This window comes from Streptomyces sp. NPDC031210 (assembly GCF_055570395.1).
Window position 1 is genome coordinate 404,824 of sequence record NZ_JBVIHH010000004.1, and the last position, 14,191, is coordinate 419,014.

The 14,191-nt window shown below is 74.2% G+C and carries 12 protein-coding genes, 1 pseudogene and 1 riboswitch; of the genes and pseudogenes, 5 read left to right on the forward strand and 8 right to left on the reverse strand.

Annotation, left to right across the window (positions count from 1 at the left end; translation table 11 throughout):
- Nucleotides 1-113: 113 nt before the first annotated feature.
- Together trpS and ACZ45Z_RS11345 are read right to left on the reverse strand one after the other, a co-directional pair.
- On the reverse strand, nt 114-1,127 hold the full coding sequence (gene trpS, locus ACZ45Z_RS11340; RefSeq protein ID WP_468359697.1) for a tryptophan--tRNA ligase: 1,014 nt from the start codon (nt 1,125-1,127) through the stop codon (nt 114-116).
- A gap of 110 nt (nt 1,128-1,237) precedes the next feature.
- The gene (locus tag ACZ45Z_RS11345) at nt 1,238-2,530 is read right to left on the reverse strand and encodes a serine hydroxymethyltransferase (protein ID WP_468359701.1); all 1,293 of its coding nucleotides are present in this window, start codon (nt 2,528-2,530) and stop codon (nt 1,238-1,240) included.
- 41 nt (nt 2,531-2,571) lie between these two features.
- Nucleotides 2,572-2,663, reverse strand: a riboswitch (ZMP/ZTP riboswitch).
- Nucleotides 2,664-2,804: 141 nt separating this feature from the next.
- On the opposite strand from ACZ45Z_RS11345, the gene rocD reads away from it, so the two are divergent.
- Nucleotides 2,805-4,010 carry an ornithine--oxo-acid transaminase gene (gene rocD, locus ACZ45Z_RS11350; RefSeq protein WP_468359703.1) on the forward strand — a complete coding sequence of 402 codons (1,206 nt, stop codon included), beginning with the start codon at nt 2,805-2,807 and terminating at the stop codon, nt 4,008-4,010.
- 171 nt (nt 4,011-4,181) lie between these two features.
- On the opposite strand, the gene ACZ45Z_RS11355 is transcribed toward rocD, so the two are convergent.
- The 3 genes from ACZ45Z_RS11355 to ACZ45Z_RS11365 all read right to left on the reverse strand — a co-directional run bounded on the left by ACZ45Z_RS11355 (nt 4,182) and on the right by ACZ45Z_RS11365 (nt 7,504).
- Nucleotides 4,182-5,372, reverse strand: coding sequence for a glutathionylspermidine synthase family protein (locus tag ACZ45Z_RS11355; protein WP_468359706.1), 1,191 nt, complete (start codon nt 5,370-5,372; stop codon nt 4,182-4,184).
- A 30-nt stretch (nt 5,373-5,402) separates the two neighbouring features.
- Nucleotides 5,403-5,804 (reverse strand): hypothetical protein, encoded by a 402-nt coding sequence (locus tag ACZ45Z_RS11360; RefSeq protein WP_468359708.1) that lies wholly within the window; start codon nt 5,802-5,804, stop codon nt 5,403-5,405.
- 194 nt (nt 5,805-5,998) lie between these two features.
- Nucleotides 5,999-7,504, reverse strand: coding sequence for an aminotransferase-like domain-containing protein (locus tag ACZ45Z_RS11365; protein WP_468359711.1), 1,506 nt, complete (start codon nt 7,502-7,504; stop codon nt 5,999-6,001).
- A gap of 47 nt (nt 7,505-7,551) precedes the next feature.
- On the opposite strand from ACZ45Z_RS11365, the gene ACZ45Z_RS11370 reads away from it, so the two are divergent.
- The 3 genes and pseudogenes from ACZ45Z_RS11370 (at nt 7,552) to ACZ45Z_RS11380 (ending at nt 9,064) form a co-directional block, all read left to right on the forward strand.
- The gene (locus ACZ45Z_RS11370; protein WP_468359714.1) at nt 7,552-8,055 is read left to right on the forward strand and encodes a carboxymuconolactone decarboxylase family protein; all 504 of its coding nucleotides are present in this window, start codon (nt 7,552-7,554) and stop codon (nt 8,053-8,055) included.
- Between the two features lie 5 nt (nt 8,056-8,060).
- Nucleotides 8,061-8,282 (forward strand): annotated as a pseudogene (locus ACZ45Z_RS11375) (carboxymuconolactone decarboxylase family protein); the annotation flags it as partial.
- A 44-nt stretch (nt 8,283-8,326) separates the two neighbouring features.
- Nucleotides 8,327-9,064: an isocitrate lyase/PEP mutase family protein gene (locus ACZ45Z_RS11380; RefSeq protein WP_468359717.1), complete on the forward strand. Its 738-nt coding sequence runs from the start codon at nt 8,327-8,329 to the stop codon at nt 9,062-9,064.
- Between the two features lie 155 nt (nt 9,065-9,219).
- Here ACZ45Z_RS11380 and ACZ45Z_RS11385 read toward each other — a convergent pair whose 3' ends face one another.
- Complete coding sequence (locus ACZ45Z_RS11385) at nt 9,220-9,747, reverse strand: carboxymuconolactone decarboxylase family protein (RefSeq protein ID WP_468359720.1); 528 nt, start codon at nt 9,745-9,747, stop codon at nt 9,220-9,222.
- A 46-nt stretch (nt 9,748-9,793) separates the two neighbouring features.
- Here ACZ45Z_RS11385 and pdxR point away from each other — a divergent pair, with 46 nt between their 5' ends.
- Nucleotides 9,794-11,230 carry a MocR-like pyridoxine biosynthesis transcription factor PdxR gene (pdxR, locus tag ACZ45Z_RS11390; protein WP_468359723.1) on the forward strand — a complete coding sequence of 479 codons (1,437 nt, stop codon included), beginning with the start codon at nt 9,794-9,796 and terminating at the stop codon, nt 11,228-11,230.
- Between the two features lie 132 nt (nt 11,231-11,362).
- Here pdxR and ACZ45Z_RS11395 read toward each other — a convergent pair whose 3' ends face one another.
- Together ACZ45Z_RS11395 and ACZ45Z_RS11400 are read right to left on the reverse strand one after the other, a co-directional pair.
- Nucleotides 11,363-12,550 (reverse strand): trypsin-like serine peptidase, encoded by a 1,188-nt coding sequence (locus ACZ45Z_RS11395; protein WP_468359726.1) that lies wholly within the window; start codon nt 12,548-12,550, stop codon nt 11,363-11,365.
- A 204-nt stretch (nt 12,551-12,754) separates the two neighbouring features.
- Nucleotides 12,755-14,044, reverse strand: coding sequence for a histidine kinase (locus tag ACZ45Z_RS11400; protein WP_468359729.1), 1,290 nt, complete (start codon nt 14,042-14,044; stop codon nt 12,755-12,757).
- Between the last annotated feature and the right edge of the window lie 147 nt (nt 14,045-14,191).

A 14,191-nucleotide genomic window follows, 5' to 3' on the forward strand; every position in this document is an offset into this window, starting at 1 on the left:
GCGGGGGGCGACCTCGGTCCTGACAGCGGCGGGACCATCGGCCCCGGGGCGGGGGCGGTCGGTCCGGTGGGTCCCCGGAGGCCGGCGGGGAGCCGGCCCCGGGGAGGGTCCCGTCAGTGCTTCGCCGGCAGCAATCCGAGCCGGTCATAGGTGGTGGCGAGGGTTTCGGCGGCGACCGCGCGGGCCTTCTCCGCTCCCTTGGCCAGGATCGAGTCCAGCGTCTCGGGGTCGTCCAGATATTCCTGCGTACGGTCCCGGAACGGTGTGACGAAATCGACCATCACGCCGGCGAGGTCGGTCTTGAGAGCGCCGTACATCTTGCCCTCGTACGAGCGCTCCAGGTCCGGGACGGACGTGCCGGTGAGCGTGGAGAGGATCGTGAGGAGGTTGCTGACGCCCGGCTTCGCCTCGCGGTCGAAACGGATCACCGTGTCGGTGTCCGTCACGGCGCTCTTGATCTTCTTGGCGGTGACCTTGGGGTCGTCGAGCAGGTCGATGATGCCCTTGGGCGAGGACGCCGACTTGCTCATCTTGATCGCCGGGTCCTGAAGATCGAAGATCTTCGCGGTCTCCTTGACGATGTACGGGTTGGGGACGGTGAAGGTCTCCCCGAAGCGGGTGTTGAAGCGGTCCGCGAGATCGCGGGTCAGCTCCAGGTGCTGGCGCTGGTCCTCGCCGACGGGGACCTGCTGGGCCTGGTAGAGCAGGATGTCGGCGACCATCAGCACCGGGTAGGTGAACAGGCCGACGGTCGTACGGTCCGCGCCCTGCTTGGCCGACTTGTCCTTGAACTGGGTCATCCGCGACGCCTCGCCGAAGCCGGTGACGCAGTTCATGACCCATGCGAGCTGGGCGTGCTCGGGCACATGGCTCTGGACGAAGAGCGTGCAGCGCTCCGGGTCGAGGCCGGCGGCCAGGAGCTGGGCCACCGCGACGCGGGTGTTGCGCCGCAGTTCCGCGGGGTCCTGGGGGACGGTGATCGCATGCAGGTCGACGACCATGTAGAAGGCGTCGTGGGACTCCTGCAGGGCCACCCACTGGCGGACCGCGCCGAGGTAATTGCCGAGGTGGAAGGAGCCGGCGGTGGGCTGGATGCCGGAGAGCACACGTGGGCGATGGAGAGCCATGGCACCGATTGTCTCAGGTCCGCCGGCGGCCGCGGGCGCGTGGTACGCGCGGACGGCGGGCGGGGCCGGCCGGGCGCGGGGCCCGGCCGGCCGGTGGTCCGCGCCCGGCCTCAGCCGGTCGGCAGTCCCGGCGCCGGGTAGGCGGCCATCAGCTCGGCGACCTCGCCGCGGATCACGCCGAGCGCGTCCTCGTCACCGGTCCGGGCGGCCGTGACCGCACGGTCGATCCACTCCGCGACCCCCGCCATCCGGTCCGTCCCCAGCCCCCGGGAGGTGAGGGAGGGGGTGCCGATCCGGATACCCGACGGGTCGAAGGGCTTGCGCGGGTCGAAGGGCACGGTGTTGTAGTTGACGACGATTCCGGCCCGGTCCAGAGCCTTGGCCGCGACCTTGCCCGGCACGTCCTTCGACGTGAGGTCGATCAGCACCAGGTGGTTGTCCGTACCCCCGGAGACCAGGTCGAAGCCGCGGGCCAGCAGCGCTTCGGCGAGGGCCTTGGCGTTGGCGACGACGGCGTGCGCGTAGTCGCGGAAGGCGGGCGCGGCCGCCTCGCGCAGGGCGACCGCGATGGCGGCGGTGGTGTGGTTGTGCGGGCCGCCCTGGAGGCCGGGGAAGACGGCCTTGTCGAGGGCCTTGGCGTGGCTGGCGCGGGACATCAGCATGGCGCCGCGCGGGCCGCGCAGCGTCTTGTGGGTGGTGGTGGACAGGACGTCGGCGTGCGGGACGGGTGAGGGGTGCGCACCGCCCGCGATCAGTCCGGCGATGTGCGCGATGTCGGCGACGAGTACGGCGTCGACCTCGCGGGCGATCTCGCCGAAGGCGGCGAAGTCGACGGTGCGGGGCACGGCCGTACCGCCACAGAAGATGATCTTCGGGCGTTCCTTGCGGGCCAGGTCGCGCACCTCGTCGAAGTCGATCCGGGCGGTGTCGGCGCGTACGCCGTAGCGCACGCCGCGGAACCACGTGCCGGTCGCCGAGACGCCCCAGCCGTGCGTGAGGTGGCCGCCCATTGGCAGCGCCATGCCCATCACCGTGTCGCCGGGTTCGGCGAAGGCGAGATAGGCGGCGAGGTTGGCGGGTGAGCCGGAGTAGGGCTGGACGTTGGCGTGTTCGACGCCGAAGAGGGCCTTGGCGCGTTCGGCGGCCAGCGTCTCGACGCGGTCGATGTTCTGCTGGCCTTCGTAGTAGCGACGGCCCGGGTATCCCTCGCTGTACTTGTTCTGCAGGACGGTGCCGGTGGCCTCCAGCACGGCGGCCGAGACGTAGTTCTCGCTGGGGATCAGCCGCAGGGTGTCGGCCTGGAGCCGTTCCTCGGCGCCGACCAGCGCGGCGAGTTCGGGGTCGGCGGCGCTCAGCGCGGGGTGCGGGGCGGCGGTGGGACGGGCGGAAAGGGGAAGCGTCATGGCGTCCTCCGGGGCGATCGATCGGTGGTCCGGTCTCGGTCCCGGGGTGCCCAGGCGGGGCGACACCTCGTGAGGGTGGCCGCACGCCGCTCCCTCGGGGTCGATTCCCCGTACGCCAGTCGCGGTGCGCACCGCCGAGTCTAGACAGCTCCCCGCCGCGCCGGCCCGGGGGGCCGCGACCGCGCCGGGGGGTATCCCCGCGAACCGCCCGCGTGACAATGGAAGGGAGCGCGCACAACCCGCTCCCCGTACGACCTACGGAACGGAGTCCCCGGTGACGTCCACGGACCGGGCCATCGCCGCCGCCGAGGCCCACAGCGCCCACAACTACCACCCGCTGCCCGTCGTCGTGGCCACCGCGGAGGGCGCGTGGATGACCGATGTGGAGGGCCGGCGCTATCTCGACATGCTCGCCGGGTACTCCGCGCTGAACTTCGGGCACGGCAACCGGCGGCTGCTCGACGCCGCCAGGGCGCAACTGGAGCGGGTCACCCTGACCTCGCGCGCCTTCCACCACGACCGGTTCGCCGACTTCTGCACGCAACTGGCCGAGCTGTGCGCGATGGAGATGGTGCTGCCGATGAACACCGGCGCGGAGGCCGTGGAGACGGCGGTGAAGACGGCCCGCAAGTGGGGCTACAAGGTCAAGGGCGTCCCGGACGGCCGGGCCAAGATCATCGTCGCGGACAACAACTTCCACGGCCGGACCACGACGATCGTGTCGTTCTCCACGGACATCGAGGCGCGCGCCGACTTCGGCCCGTACACCCCCGGCTTCGAGATCGTCCCCTACGGCGATCTCGCCGCGCTCCGGGCCGCGGTGGACGAGCACACCGTCGCGGTGCTGCTGGAGCCCATCCAGGGCGAGGCGGGGGTGCTCGTGCCGCCGCCGGGCTATCTGGCGGGCGTGCGGGAGCTGACCCGCGACCGGAACGTGCTGTTCATCGCCGACGAGATCCAGTCCGGGCTGGGCCGCACCGGCCGGACCTTCGCCTGCGAGCACGAGGGCGTCGTCCCCGACATGTACGTGCTCGGCAAGGCGCTGGGCGGCGGGGTGGTGCCGGTGTCGGCGGTGGTGTCCTCCCGGGAGGTGCTGGGCGTGTACGCGCCCGGTGAGCACGGCTCGACGTTCGGCGGGAACCCGCTCGCCTGCGCGGTGGCCCTGGAGGTGCTGGCGATGCTGCGGACGGGCGAGTTCCAGCAGCGGGCGGCGGAGCTGGGCGAGCATCTGCACGCCGAGCTGGGGCTGCTGGTGGGCGGCGGCACGGTCGACGCGGTGCGCGGGCGGGGCCTGTGGGCCGGGGTGGACGTCAATCCGTCGTGCGGCACCGGCCGGGCCGTCTCGGAGCGGCTGATGGAGCGCGGGGTGCTGGTGAAGGACACCCATGGCGCCACGATCCGTATCGCGCCGCCGCTGGTGATCGGCAAGGAGGATCTGGACTGGGGACTCGATCAGTTGCGGGACGTGCTGGGGGCGTGAGTCCCCCAGCGAAACGCGGGAGCGCGCCTTCGCTTCCCCACGCCGGGCACGGCAGCCCTCGGGAGCGGAGGTGGTTCGGGGGCCGCATGCGCAGCGGGCGGTCGGCGGGCCGGAGCCCCGGCCGCTCGTTGCACCGTGCCGCGCGGCCGCCGGCCGGGCCGCGCCGGCGGCTCAGAGGATCACATGCGGCAGGAAGCGGGCGTACTCGTCGGTGACCGGCCCGGCCGACTCGCGGATGCCCAGTCCGGCGGCCTCGTCCTCGACCACCCACGCGCCGAGCACCACGCGGTTGCCGTCGAAGTCCGGCAGAGGCGCCAACTCCTGGTAGCAGCACGGGTCTTGAGGTCCGCGCACCGCCGGCTCACCGCCCGGCTCGTGCAGGGTGACGCCGGCTCCCTCGCGGCCCAGCAGCGGTTTGACGACGTAGCCGCGGGTGCGGGCCAGCTCGCGCGGCCCGTCGAGGTAGGCGGGCAGCAGGTTCGGGTGGCCGGGGTAGAGCTCCCACAAGATGGCGAGCAGCGCCTTGTTGGAGAGCAGCATCTTCCAGGCCGGCTCGATCCAGAGGGTGGTGCCCGTACCGCCGCCGTTGTCGAGGGTGTCCAGGACGTGCGGGCCGAACGCGTCAGTGGTCAGCCACTCCCACGGGTAGAGCTTGAAGCAGGCGCGGATGAAGCGCAGCCGCTGGTCGACGAAGCGGCCCGACAGGCGGTCGAAGCCGATGTCCTCCATGGAGATCGCGACCGTCTCCAGGCCGGCCTGCTGCGCCGTCTCCTCCAGGTAGGCGACGGTCATCAGGTCCTCGCCCAGTTCGTCGCCGGCCGAGTGCGCGAAGTGCAGGGGCGCGCCCGGCGGCAGCAGCGACGCCTGGCGTCGCCAGGCCGCAACCAGCCGCTCGTGCAGCGAGTTCCACTGGTCGGCGCCGGGGAAGCGGTCCTCCAGCCAGAACCACTGGGGGCTGGCGGCCTCGACCAGCGAGGTGGGCGTGTCGGCGTTGTACTCCAGCATCTTCGCCGGGCCGCGGCCGTCGTAGCGCAGGTCGAACCGCCCGTAGACGGAGGGCAGTTCGGCGCGTCGGCGCCATGCCTCGGCGATCAGACAGGCCAGCCGGGGGTCGTGGATGCCGAGGTCGGCGAAGCGTTCACGCTCCACGATGTGCGCGGCGGCGGCCAGGCACATGCCGTGCAGTTCCTCGACGACGTCCTCCAGCGCCTCGACCTCGGGCAGCGAGAAGGAGTAGTAGGCGCTCTCGTCCCAGTACGGGCGCAGCGAGTCGTCGGGGAAGCGGGTGAGCGGGTAGATCAGGCCCTGCGCCTCGACGGTCTGCTGCCAGTCGGGGCGGGGGGTGAGGGTGTGGCGTTCCATGTGCGGAAGGTCCGGATCCGGCCGGGCCGCTCAGCCGCCGCCGGAGCGGTAGCCGGAGTGGCTGGAGCCGGAACAGCCGAAACCACCGCGGTTGACGGCCGAGCTCTTGCTGAACGTGCCGCTGTCGGCGTACCGGCCGCCGGCGCTCTCCGGGCCGTAGTACCACTGGCCGTCGACGGACCGCTTCCCGCCCCGGCCGCCCTTGCCGTACGCGCCGCCGCTCGTGCCGCTGCCGGAACTGGCGGAACTGCCGCCGGACGCGCAGTTCTTGGCGTCCACGATGCGGTAGCCCTTGACGGTGTCGTAGCTGTTGCGGTCCACGCAGCGTTTGTCGGGCTCGGAGCCGCAGGACGTCAGCGCGGCGGCCAGTGCGCCCATACCGCCCAGGATCACCGTGCTCGACCGCAGCCGCCGGCGTGCCTTCTCCGCCATCTCTCGCCTTTCCCCCGTGTTCTCCGCGGTCTTCCCGTACGTGCCCCTGGGAACTCCCCGCGTGTGTGCGTACGCCAGGCAGCCTAGGGGTGGCCCCAGCGCGCGTGGCAGGCACCCCGGGGACGATTCCGACTCCGCCGCCTACCGCCGCGTACAGCCGTTTCGTGGCCCTTGGGCCGGTGTGCGCCCGCGCCTCAGGCCGCCGGCAGCGCCCGGAGCAGCGCGTCCAGGACGCCGGTGAAGGAGTGGTCGGGCGGGGTGCCGTAGGCGACGACCAGGGCGTCGCGGGGGACGGCGGTGGCGGCCGGGTCGGTGTAGCCGGTCAGGCCGTGGACGGACAGACCGTGCCAGCGGGCGGCCTGGACGATGGACTGCTCGGTGCCGGGCGGGAGTTCGAGGACGGCGTGCAGGCCGGCCGCGATGCCGGACACCCGCACGTGCGGCGCGTGCTCGGCCAGCGCCGCCACGAGCTGGTCGCGGCGGCGCCGGTAGCGCAGCCGCATACCGCGCAGGTGCCGGTCGTAGGCGCCCGAGGTCAGGAACTCGGCGAGGGTGAGCTGGTCCAGCGTGCCGGACTGCCATTCGCCGGTGCTCTTGACGGCGAGCACCGCGTCGACCAGGCGGTCCGGCAGCACCATCCAGGCCAGCCGCAGGGCGGGGGCCAGGCTCTTGCTGGCGGTGCCCAGGTAGACGACGTGGTCGGGATCCAGGCCCTGGAGCGCGCCGACCGGCTGGCGGTCGTAGCGGAACTCGCCGTCGTAGTCGTCCTCCAGGATGTAACCGCCGGTGGAGCGCGCCCAGTTGACGGCCGCGGCCCGCCGGTCGGGGTGCAGGGGGACGCCGGTGGGGAACTGGTGGGCGGGGGTCAGCAGCGCCGCCCGTACGTCGTCCAGGGCGGCCAGTTCGCCGGTGTGCGCGCCGTGTGCGTCGACGGGGAGGGGGACGGTGCGCAGGCCGGCGCGGGTGATGACGTCGCGGTGGAAGCGCAGGCCGTAGGACTCGACGGCTAGTTGGCCGTCGCCCTGGCGCCAGCCCTCGCCGGGAGGCGCCGGGGCCCGGTCCGGCCGGACCCCGCTCCGGCCTCCCGTGCCGGACCGCCCCGGTGGTCCGCTCTCGCGCAGCGCCCTGCCGAGCAGCCCCAGCCCCTGCATGAAGCCGGCGCAGACCACGATGTGGTCCGGGTCGGTGCGCACGCCGCGGGCGCGGGCGAGGTAGTCGGCCAGGGCGCGGCGCAGTTCGGGGCGGCCGGCGGCGGTGCCGTAGCCGAACACCTCGTGCGGGGCGGCGGTCAGGGCGCGGCGGGCGGCGGCGAGCCAGGCGGTGCGGGGGAAGGAGGAGACGTCGGGGGTGCCGGGGGTCAGGTCGAAGCGGGGCGGGCCGGGGTGGTGGACGGGGCCGGGGGCGCGCCGCGGCGGGCGGGGGACGCGGGGCAGGGTGCGCTCGGCGACGCGGGTGCCGGAGCCCTGGCGGGCGCTGAGCCAGCCCTCGGCGACGAGTTCGGCGTAGGCGTCGGCGACGGTGTTGCGGGCGATGCCGAGGTCGGCGGCGAGGGAACGGGAGGACGGCAGGCGGGTGCCGGTGGCCAGCCGGCCGGTGCGTACGGCCTCGCGCAGGGCGCGCATCAAGGAGGCGCGCAGCCCGCCGGGGCCGGTGAGGTCCAGGTGCAGGTCACGCCCGAAAATGGCCCGGGATTCGTCCATGGAAATGGACCATACCGCTGCGCCACCGACGCCGTAGCGTCCTTGTCATGACGACGACACAGACGACGACACAGGCGCCGCGCACCGCTTCCGCGCCGGCTCACCGCCACGGTCCCCGGATGCACTGGGCGAAGCTGGCCCCCGAGGTCTTCAAGGCCATGGTCGCGCTGGACGCGGCGGCGAAGAAGGGCCTGGACCCGGCGCTGGTCGAACTGGTCAAGATCCGGGCCTCGCAGCTCAACCACTGCGCGTTCTGCCTCGACATGCACGTCAAGGACGCCCGCAAGGCCGGCGAGAGCGAGGAGCGGATCTACCTCCTCAGCGCCTGGGAGGAAGCCCCGGACCACTACACCGAGAAGGAACGGGCCGCCCTCGCCCTCACCGAAGCGATCACCCTGCTTACCGAGGGCTTCGTCCCCGACACGGTCTACGACCGGGCCGCCACCCACTTCGACGACACCGAACTCGCCCACCTCATCGCCCTGATCACCACCATCAACGCCTGGAACCGCTTCGGCGTGGCCACGCGCATGACGCCGGGACGGGGATGAGCACGATGACGCCGCGACTGGCCCTGGGCAAGCTCGCCCCCGGCATCCAGGCGCCGATGATGGCGCTCAGCGCGGCCGCCAAGAAGGGCCTGGACCCGGCGCTCGCCGAGCTGGTCCTGATCCGGGCCTCGCAGCTCAACCACTGCGCGTTCTGCCTCGACATGCACGTCAAGGACGCCCGCAAGGCCGGCGAGAGCGAGGAGCGGATCCACCTCCTCAACGCCTGGAACCGGCTCAATGTCGCGGTCCGTACGCCGGTGGGCGGTGCGGCGTGACGGCCGCGGCGCTGCGGGCCCTGCATCACGGCCCGCGCCTGCCGCTCGTCCTGCCCGGGCCGTGGGACGCGGGCAGTGCCAGGGCCTTCGCGGACGCCGGTTTCCCGGCGCTCGCCACGCCCAGCGCGGGGATCGCCGCCTCGCTCGGCTACGAGGACGGGCAGACGCCGGCGGCGGAGATGTTCGCGGCCGTCGCGCGGATCGTCCGGGCGGTGGACGTCCCCGTCACCGCGGATGTGGAGGCCGGATACGGGCTGTCCGCCGCGGAGTTGGTGGGCAAGCTGCTCGACGCCGGTGCGGTGGGCTGCAACCTGGAGGACGGCGATCACGCCGCCGGCACGCTCCGGGACGCGCACGAGCAGGCGGAGTGGCTGGCGGCGGTACGGGCCGAGGCGGGCGAGGCACTGGTGATCAACGCCCGTATCGACACCTTCCTGCTCGGCGCGCGGGACGCGGCGGAGGCGCTGCGGCGCGGCCGGTTGTACGCGGAGGCGGGCGCCGACTGCCTGTATCCGATCCTCGCGCCGCCGCGGCTGCTGCCGGAACTGGCCGCCGGGACGGGCCTTCCCGTCAACGCCCTGGCGGTGCCGGACGGCCCGTCCCCGCGTGAACTGGGCGCGCTGGGCGCCGCGCGGATCACCTTCGGCGGCGGGCTGCACCGCCAGACGATGGCGACGGTGACCGCGCTGGCGGAGCGGCTGAGGGACGGGATGGCGGCGGGGCGGGAAGGCTGAGGGGCGGGAAGGCTGAGCGGTGAGGCTGAGCGGGGCCGGAGCCGCGTGAGGCCCCGAGAGCGGCCGGGGGTGCGCAGGGGACGCCCCCGGCCCCACCTCCCGGCCCGCCTTCCCAGCCCACCTCCCCTCCCGCCTTCCCGGATCGCCTTGCCTGCTCACCGCTCGTCGGTGCCCGGGACCTTCGCCGTGCTGATCGCGATCCGGTTCCAGGTGTTGATGGTGAAGATCAGGGCCAGCAGCCGGGCCAGTTCCGCGTCGTCGACGTGGCGGGCGGCCCGCTCGTAGACCGCGTCCGGGACGCCGCCGTGCGCGACCAGCGTCACCGCTTCGGTGAGGGCGAGCGCCGCCCGCTCCTTGTCGGTGAAGAAGTGCGCCGCGTCCTCCCAGACGGCGACCAGGTGCAGCCGCTCCTCGCTCTCGCCTGCCTTGCGGGCGTCGGTGGTGTGCATGTGCAGGCAGTACGCGCAGCCGTTGAGCTGCGAGGAACGGATCTGCACCAGCTCGACCAGCGCCGGGTCCAGGCCCTCGCGGGCCGCGGCGTCGAACCCGATCAGCGCCTTGAACGCCTTGGGCGCCGCCTTGGCGAAGTCCACCCGGCGGCCGCCCCTCGCCTCGGCGGCGTGCGGGGCCGAGGAGGTGTGCGGGGCCGAGGGGGTCTGCGTGAGCTGCTCTTGGTTCGTCATGTCTCGAATCTAGAGGCGCGGGCGACCGGCTATAGGGTGCATTCCCATGCGGGATTCATGGGTCAATCTTGCGGAGAGTCTGGGCGCCGACCTGCACCTGGAGCTGACCGGCCCCGGCAGCCGCCGCGCCGTCCTCCTCCGCGCGCTGCGGGACGCCGTACGGGACGGCCGCCTGGCTCCGGGCACCCGCCTGCCGCCCTACCGTTCCCTCGCCGCCGACCTCGGCATCGCCCGCAACACCGTCGCCGACGCCTACGCCGAACTCGTCGCCGAGGGCTGGCTCAGCGCCCGCCAGGGCTCCGGGACCCGCGTCGCGCACCGCGCCGAGCCGCTCGCGCCGGCCCGTGCCCCCGCCCAGCGCGTACCGGCGGGCCGCCCCGCGCACAACCTGCTCCAGGGGCAGCCGGACGCCACGGCCTTCCCCCGTACCGCCTGGCTCGCCGCCGCCCGGCGGGCGCTGGCCGCCGCGCCGCACGACGCGTTCGGCCCCGGCGATCCGCGCGGACGCCCCGAACTGCGCCGCGCCCTCGCCGACTACCTGGCCCGCACCCGAGGCGTCCGCACCGACCCCGAACGGCTCGTCATCTGTTCGGGTTTCGCCCACGCGCTGCGGCTGCTGCTGCCCGGCGTGCTGCCGGGGCCCCTGGCCGTCGAGTCCTACGGCCTGCCGTTCCACCGCTCCCTGCTCACCACGGCGGGCGTGCGCACCCACCCGCTCCCCGTCGACGAAAACGGCGCCGTCACCGGCCGGTTGGCCGCCCTCCCCAGCCTCCGTACGGCGTTGCTCACCCCCGCCCATCAGTTCCCCACCGGCGTCCCCCTGCACCCCGACCGGCGCGCCGACGCCCTCAACTGGGCGCGTTCCACCGGCGGTTACCTACTGGAGGACGACTACGACGGCGAGTTCCGCTACGACCGGCGCCCGGTCGGCGCCCTCCAGGGCCTGGACCCCGACCACGTCGTCCTCGTCGGCTCGGTCAGCAAGAGCCTGTCGCCCGCGCTGCGGCTGGGCTGGATGGCGCTCCCGGACCGCCTGGTGGACGCGGTGCTGGCGGCGAAGGGAGAGCGGGAGGCGTGGGCGGGCGTCACCGATCAGCTCACCCTCGCCGACTTCCTCGTCTCCGGCTCCTACGACCGGCACATCCGCCGGATGCGGCAGCGCTACCGCAGGCGCCGCGACCGGCTCGCCGAGGCGGTCGCGGCACACGCCCCGCACCTGCGCGTCACCGGCATCGCCGCCGGACTGCACGCCGTCCTCCAACTGCCCGACGGCGCCACGGAGGCCGACGAGCGGACCGCCCTGCACGCCGCCCGCCGGCAGGGCCTCGCACTAGACGGCCTCTCCGCCTACCGCCACCCGGACGCCACCATGCCACCCCGCCACGGCCTGGTCATCGGCTACGCCACCCCGTCCGAGCACGCTTTCCCGGCCGCCCTGGACGCCCTGCGCCGGGCCCTGTCGGACGCGGGGCCGGGGGCGTAGCCGGGCATCTCCGCTGCCACGACTCGGACCTGGCACGCCCTTGGGTTTTGCTTTACTTCAGCGCGGATGCCCGGGCGGGGCGTGTCTTTCGGGGCGATGGACGTACGAGGTCGGTTTCCCGCCCGCGCGCGCCTACCGACCGGCGAACTTCCGGCTGATGCCGGCGAAGACGCGCTGCGCCTCGGGGCCCAGGTGCGGGCCGGCCAGCCAGGTGTGGGCGGCGGAGCTGATCGAGGTGTTGGAGATCAGGGTGAGTTGGCCGCCGCGGTTGACGAACCAGCCGCCGCCGGACGTACCGCCGGTCATCGTGCAGCCGATGCGGTGCATGGCGGGCGTGCCCTGCGCCATGGTCAGCCGGCCGGGGCGCGCCGGGCAGTTCATCATCCGCGCGCCGTCGTACGGCGGCGCCGCCGGGTAGCCGAAGGCGTCGAGCGTGTTGATCCGGTCGGCGGACGGCGCCCCGAACCAGACCCGCGCGGCCGCGCCCACCGTTTCCTGGAGCGACGTGCCGCCGCCGTTCTCCGGCTTCACGTGCAGCACCGCGAAGTCGTACGCGGAGCCGTCGTTGCCGGTCTCGGTGCTGCCCCTGTCGATCCACTCACCGGAGGTGGTGATCCAGTCGGCCCAGAACCGGCCGTAGGGCGTGACCTGCCGCGCGGGGGTGCCGCCGACCTGGTTCATCGGCACGCCGTTGTCGTTGTAGGACGGTACGAAAACGATGTTGCGCATCCAGCCGCCGCGCTTGCCGGAGTGCACGCAGTGGCCCGCGGTCCACACGAGGTTGGACTTTCCCGGGTGCGCCGGGTCCTCGACGATCGTGCCGGAGCAGACCATCGGGCCCTTCGGGCTGTCGAAGAAGATCTTCCCGACCGGCGCCATGTGCTGGTGGTAGGGCCGTGCGACCTGCTGGGCGGCGATCGGCCGCGGCTCGGGGTCGGTGGCGTCGAACTCGACTCCGGCGCCGGTGGCCTTCACCCCGACGTCCGGGGCGGCCTTGGCCTTCGCCAGCCGGTCCGTCTTCCAGTGGTCCTTGATGATCGGGTTGGCGAAGTCGGACGCCTCGCGCGCCCACTTGTCCCAGTTCCGCCAGCCGCCGTTCTGCCACTTCTTCAGGTCGTCCAGGCTGGTCGGCAGCCCTTCGGGAAGCTTGATGCCGGCGTCGTCCTTGCCGCCCCCGCCGCCGCCCGACCGATCGGCGGCGGCCGAACTGCCGGGTTTGGCACCCGCGTTGTCGTCGCTGGGGCCGCAGGCGGTCGCGGTGACCGCGAGCAGGGCGGTCAGCGCCGCCGCGGCGGCGGTGGTTCGGCGTATGGAAGGCATGGAGCGAACGTCCCCTTGATGCGTGTCGGCGTGCGGCGGCGGGCCGGTAGGTGTCATGGCCCCGTCGGGGCCGCGCCCTACTATGCCGTCAGACGGCGTACGGGGGGCGGCCAGGGCCCGGCGGGGACGTGACCGGACAGGCGCCGCCGGGACGGGTAGCGGGACGGGACGGGACGGGTCCCGGTGTCGCGCGGGCGGCGTCCGTCAGGGGCCGGTCGGTGCCACGGGGACCGTGAACGTGGTGATGTCGACAAGGACGTCGTCGCGGAAGCAGTAGCGGCTGACCGGCAGGCGGCCGTTGCCGCCGTCGTCCGGCGGATAGGGGAACAGGCAGGTCGTGCCGGGTGGGCGGGGTGGTTCACGGCCCGCGGCGGCGGCGCCGGCCAGGTCGTTCTGCGGGCCGACGGCCGCGTGGACCTCGTCCTTGGTCATGCCGGGGCGCACCGTCCGGTCGGGTACGTCGTCGGCGATCGGGCGCGAGGAGTGCACCAGGGAGAGACCGAAGAGCAGCATCGCGCCCGCCCCGCCGACCCCGAGCAACCCGGCGGCCACCCCCGGCAGACGGCGCGGGAGGGCGGAGAGGGATGGGAGGGCGGACGAGGGCGGCGGGGGTCCCGTATCGTCACTCGGCGCCTCGGACCGCCTGTCCTCGCTCGGCGCCTTCGGCCCCGCCCCCTCCCCCGGCCCCCCGGCGCCCGTGCCGCCCCGGCCCGCCGGGCCCAGCGCGCCCAGCGCATGGCGTACGTCGCGCAGCGCGTCCCGGGCCGCCAGGCGGATCCGGGTGGCGTCGTCGGCCAGCTCGGGGGCCCTGGCCGCCAGGGCCCGCTCCAGACCGCCGGTGTGACGGGAGATCAGGCTGAGCCGATGCCCGATCCGGTGGTGGGTCTCGGTGGCGAGGCGGGTGCGTTCCTCGGCGCGGGAGGCGCTGTCGGCGAGGCGGCGGGCCTCCTCGGTGGCCGTCGCGCGGTCCCGCAGGGCCAGGACGAGCCGCTCGTGCTGGCCGACCGAGCCGCCGGCCAGGCCGGGGAGCAGCACGCCGGCGCCGGCGACGACCAGGCCCGGGGCGCAGCCGGCCAGCCAGCCTCCATAGCCGGCGAGGTGGGTGCCGATCGCGCTGACGACGACGGGCAGGACGGCCGCGGCGAGGAGCACCCCGCCGCGGCGGCGCGGGTCCTCGGTCCGGCGGGCGGCGGTGAAGGCGGCCACGGCGGTCAGCGGGCCGGCGGTGGGCAGCGCGCCGGCGAGGGCGGCGAGGCCGAGCAGCGCGACGGTGGGCCGGGTGCGGCGGAGCAGCAGCAGGAGCACCGCGCCGCAGCCGAAGAGCGCCTTGCCCGCGGAGGGCAGCGTCTCGAAGAAGCCGAAGGTGTCCGTGGCGGCGGCCGCGAGGTAGAAGACGGCGACGCACGCCTCCGCGGTGAGCACCAGCCAGCGCGCTCCCCCGGCGGCGGGCGCGCCGGGAGCGTGGGGGGCGGCGGGCGGCGGCGTGGAGGACATGCCCCTGATTATCGGCACGGGGGCGGCGTGCGCCGTGTACCTCGGGAACGCGCCGGGGGGGGGGGGGGGGGGGGGGGGGGGGGGGGGGGGGGGGGGGGGGGGGGGGGGGGGGGGGGGGGGGGGGGGGGGGGGGGGGGGGGGGGGGGG

Excerpts from the sequence above, each read along its gene's own strand:
- trpS (WP_468359697.1), bottom strand. The coding sequence starts at position 1,127 with ATGGCTCTCCATCGCCCACGTGTGCTCTCCGGCATCCAGCCCACCGCC.
- ACZ45Z_RS11345 (WP_468359701.1), bottom strand. The coding sequence starts at position 2,530 with ATGACGCTTCCCCTTTCCGCCCGTCCCACCGCCGCCCCGCACCCCGCG.
- ACZ45Z_RS11355 (WP_468359706.1), bottom strand. The coding sequence starts at position 5,372 with ATGGAACGCCACACCCTCACCCCCCGCCCCGACTGGCAGCAGACCGTC.
- ACZ45Z_RS11360 (WP_468359708.1), bottom strand. The coding sequence starts at position 5,804 with ATGGCGGAGAAGGCACGCCGGCGGCTGCGGTCGAGCACGGTGATCCTG.
- ACZ45Z_RS11365 (WP_468359711.1), bottom strand. The coding sequence starts at position 7,504 with ATGGACGAATCCCGGGCCATTTTCGGGCGTGACCTGCACCTGGACCTC.
- ACZ45Z_RS11370 (WP_468359714.1), top strand. The coding sequence starts at position 7,552 with ATGACGACGACACAGACGACGACACAGGCGCCGCGCACCGCTTCCGCG.
- ACZ45Z_RS11385 (WP_468359720.1), bottom strand. The coding sequence starts at position 9,747 with ATGACGAACCAAGAGCAGCTCACGCAGACCCCCTCGGCCCCGCACACC.
- pdxR (WP_468359723.1), top strand. The coding sequence starts at position 9,794 with ATGCGGGATTCATGGGTCAATCTTGCGGAGAGTCTGGGCGCCGACCTG.
- ACZ45Z_RS11395 (WP_468359726.1), bottom strand. The coding sequence starts at position 12,550 with ATGCCTTCCATACGCCGAACCACCGCCGCCGCGGCGGCGCTGACCGCC.
- ACZ45Z_RS11400 (WP_468359729.1), bottom strand. The coding sequence starts at position 14,044 with ATGTCCTCCACGCCGCCGCCCGCCGCCCCCCACGCTCCCGGCGCGCCC.